At 70.0% G+C, this 3,892-nt stretch carries 3 protein-coding genes; all 3 read left to right on the top strand.

Going from position 1 to position 3,892, the window contains the following annotated elements; all coding sequences use genetic code 11:
- Window positions 1-128: 128 nt before the first annotated feature.
- The 3 genes from sucC to ACWCRB_RS49345 all read left to right on the top strand — a co-directional run bounded on the left by sucC (window position 129) and on the right by ACWCRB_RS49345 (window position 3,850).
- Entirely contained in the window at window positions 129-1,259 is a 1,131-nt protein-coding gene (sucC, locus tag ACWCRB_RS49355; protein WP_451002304.1) for an ADP-forming succinate--CoA ligase subunit beta, read from the top strand.
- Window positions 1,260-1,270: 11 nt separating this feature from the next.
- A complete protein-coding gene (gene sucD / locus ACWCRB_RS49350; RefSeq protein WP_451002303.1) occupies window positions 1,271-2,167 on the top strand; it encodes a succinate--CoA ligase subunit alpha in 897 nt (298 codons plus the stop codon).
- A 126-nt stretch (window positions 2,168-2,293) separates the two neighbouring features.
- On the top strand, window positions 2,294-3,850 hold the full coding sequence (locus ACWCRB_RS49345; protein ID WP_451002302.1) for an aldehyde dehydrogenase family protein: 1,557 nt from the start codon (window positions 2,294-2,296) through the stop codon (window positions 3,848-3,850).
- The last annotated feature ends 42 nt before the right edge of the window (window positions 3,851-3,892 follow it).

Genomic DNA, 3,892 nt, shown 5'->3' with positions numbered 1-3,892 from the left:
ATTGCCATCAGGGTCACCTCGCTTGGCACATTGCATACAGTCGACGAATACTGTATGAAGATTGTTATCCCGCATCCGATGGGTGATGTCCAGGGGGCGTGCAGCACTTTTAAGACGGGAGCCGAATCATGGACCTGTACGAGCATCAAGCCCGCGGACTCTTCGAAGAACACGGCATCCTCGTACCGCGGGCGGGGGTCACCGACTCGCCTGAGGAAGCAAGGGAGTTGGCCCGGAAGCTCGGCGGTCGCGTCGTCGTCAAGGCACAGGTCAGGACCGGGGGCCGGGGCAAGGCGGGCGGTGTGCGGCTCGCCGCCGATCCGGCCGCCGCGGAACTCACGGCACGTCAGATACTCGGCATGGACATCAAGGGCCACACGGTCGGCAAGGTCATGCTGGCCCAACCCGTGGACATCGAGAGCGAGTTCTACGTCTCCTACGTCCTCGACCGCACGGCGGGCCGCTTTCTCGCGATCGCCTCCGCCGAGGGCGGCACGGAGATCGAGGAGGTCGCCGCGGCTCGACCGGAGGCGGTGGTCCGTACGCACATCGACCCGGCCGAGGGCGTGACCTTCGCGAAGGCGCAGGAGATCGCCGAGGCCGCCGGGCTGCCACCGCAGGCCGCCGATGTCCTCGTACGGCTGTGGCAGGTGCTCGTGCGCGAGGATGCCGTCCTCGTCGAGGTCAACCCGCTCGTCCGCACCCGGCAGGGGCAGCTTCTCGCCCTCGACGGCAAGGTCACTCTCGACGACAACGCCCGCTTCCGGCAGGCGCGTTGGGGAGCGGAGGAGGTGGAGCACCAGGGCACGCTGGAGGCGACGGCCGCCGCGAAGGGCCTCAACTACGTGAAGCTCGACGGCGAGGTCGGCATCATCGGCAACGGCGCCGGCCTGGTCATGTCGACCCTCGACGTGGTCGCCGGTTGCGGCGCCCGCCCCGCCAACTTCCTCGACATCGGCGGCGGGGCGTCAGCCCGCATCATGGCCGACGGGCTGTCCGTCATCCTCTCCGACCCGGATGTGAGGTCGGTGTTCGTCAACGTCTTCGGCGGGATCACGGCGTGCGACGCGGTCGCCGACGGCATTGTGCAGGCCCTGGACGCCGTCCAGTTGACCAAGCCGCTCGTCGTGCGCCTCGACGGCAACAACGCGGCGCGTGGGCGGGCCGTCCTCGACGAGTACGCCCACCCGCTGGTCCAGCAGGCCATCACCATGGACGGCGCCGCCCGCCGAGCCGCCCAACTCGCCAACGCGGCCTGAGGAGACGGAACATGGCGATCTACCTCACCAAGGAGAGCAGGATCCTCGTCCAGGGCATGACCGGCAGCGAGGGCATGAAGCACACCCGCCGCATGCTCGCGGCCGGCACGAACGTCGTCGGCGGCGTCAACCCGCGCAAGGCCGGCCGCACCGTCGACTTCGACGACCGAGTTGTGCCCGTGTTCGGGTCGGTCGCCGACGGTATACGGGCTACCGGAGCCGACGTCACCGTCGTCTTCGTGCCGCCGGCCTTCGCCAAGGCGGCCGTCGTCGAAGCGGCCGACGCCGGCATCGGACTCGCCGTCGTCATCACCGAGGGCATCCCCGTCCACGACACCGTCGCCTTCACCACGTACGCGAAGGAGAAGGGCACCCGGATCGTCGGTCCCAACTGCCCGGGGCTGATCACGCCCGGCCAGTCGAACGCGGGCATCATCCCCGCCGACATCACGAAGCCGGGCCGTATCGGCCTGGTGTCCAAGTCGGGCACGCTCACCTACCAACTCATGTACGAGCTGCGGGACATCGGCTTCTCCACCTGCGTGGGCATCGGCGGCGACCCCGTCGTCGGCACCACCCACATCGACTGCCTGGCTGCCTTCCAGGACGACCCCGACACCGAACTCGTCGTCCTCATAGGGGAGATCGGCGGCGACGCGGAGGAACGCGCCGCCGCGTACATCAAGAAGCACGTCACCAAGCCCGTCGTCGGCTACATCGCCGGCTTCACCGCGCCCGAGGGCCGAACCATGGGACATGCGGGCGCCATCGTGTCCGGTTCGGCGGGCACGGCGCAGGCGAAGAAGGCAGCGCTGGAGGCGGCCGGCGTCCAGGTGGGAACCACCCCGACCGAGACGGCACGCCTGGTACTCGCCCTGCTGGAAGCCGACCGCGACGCCTCCCATTGACGCATCCCGCGACTGACAGGCGATGACCGCGCCGGACCGTACGGCGCCATCGCACCCCTCCTGTACCGCCACGCCACCTGTACCTCACCCCCGCCCCCGACTGTGCACCGAGAGCGGAGACACCGAATGGCAACCACCCTCAACTCCACCCACCTCGTGCTGAAGTCCGGTACGTCCTGGACCGACGCCTGGCAGCGATGCCTCGCCGTCGCCCCCGAGGCGTTCCGCGACGACCGCGTCCTCAACCTCTGGAACTCCGCCTGGCAGGCCGATGGCCGGGCCCTGCCCGCCACCAGCCCCGTCGACGGCAGCCCCATCGCCGGCCCGCCGCGCCTCGACCGGGACGTCGCCCACCAGGCCGTACGCGCCTCCCTCGACCAGCACCGCGCCTGGCGGCACATCCCGCTCGACGAGCGCCGCGCCCGCGTCGCGGCCACCCTCGACGCCCTCACCCAGCACCGCGAACTCCTCGCACTCCTGCTCGTGTGGGAGATCGGCAAGCCGTGGCGGCTCGCGCAGGCGGACGTCGACCGGGCCATCGACGGGGTGCGCTGGTACGTCGACGGCATCGAGCCGATGGTCGCCGACCGGGGTCCGCTGGACGGCCCGGTGTCCAACATCGCCAGCTGGAACTACCCGATGAGCGTGCTCGTTCACGCATTGCTGGTACAGGCACTGGCAGGCAACGCGGTCATCGCCAAGACCCCGACCGACGGCGGTGTCGCCTGTCTGACCCTGGCCTGCGCGCTCGCCGCCCGCGAGGGGATTCCCGTCACCCTCGTCAGCGGCAGCGGGGGAGAGCTGTCCGAGGCGCTGGTGCGGGCGCCCGAGATCGGCTGTGTCTCCTTCGTCGGCGGTCGCGACACCGGCGCGGCGGTGGCCACGGCCGTCGCCGACCTCGGCAAGCGTCATGTACTCGAACAGGAAGGGCTCAACACCTGGGGCATCTGGAACTACTCGGACTGGGACGCCCTCAAGGCCGTCGTCCCCAAGCTCTTCGACTACGGCAAACAGCGCTGTACGGCGTACCCGCGCTTCGTCGTCCAACGGCAGCTGTTCGACGAGTTCCTGGCCGCCTACCTCCCGGCGGTGCGCACCCTGCGCGTCGGACACCCGCTCGCCGTCGCGAACGCCGACGACCCCTACCCGGCACTGGACTTCGGGCCCGTGATCAACGCGGCCAAGGCGAAGGAACTGCACGACCAGATCGCCGAGGCCATCGACCGCGGCGCCGTACCCGTACACCGGGGGAGCCTGGCGGACGCCCGCTTCCTGCCCGGCCAGGACACATCGGCGTACGTCCAACCGGTCACCCTCCTGAACCCGCCGCCGTCCTCGCCGCTGCACCACGCGGAGCCGTTCGGGCCGGTCGACACCATCGTCCTCGTCGACACCGAGGCGGAGCTGCTGGCCGCGATGAACGCCTCGAACGGCGCGCTGGTGGCCACGCTCTCCACGGACGACCGGGCGACCTTCGACCGGCTCGCCCCGCAGATCCGCGCCTTCAAGGTCGGCCACGGCAAACCGCGTTCGCGAGGCGACCGCGACGAGCTGTTCGGCGGCTTCGGCGCGTCCTGGCGCGGTGCGTTCGTCGGCGGTGAGCTGCTGGTACGCGCGGTGACCCAGGGCCCGGTGGGGGAGCGGCTGCCCGGAAACTTCCCTGAGTACCAACTCATGCCGTGACCCCGACAACCGTCGACACACAAGCGAGGTGGCGATCATGAC

It is taken from the genome of Streptomyces sp. NPDC002156, from assembly GCF_053593675.1.
Note: the sequence above shows the minus strand (reverse complement) of the source record. Positions and strands in the feature narration are given on the sequence as shown.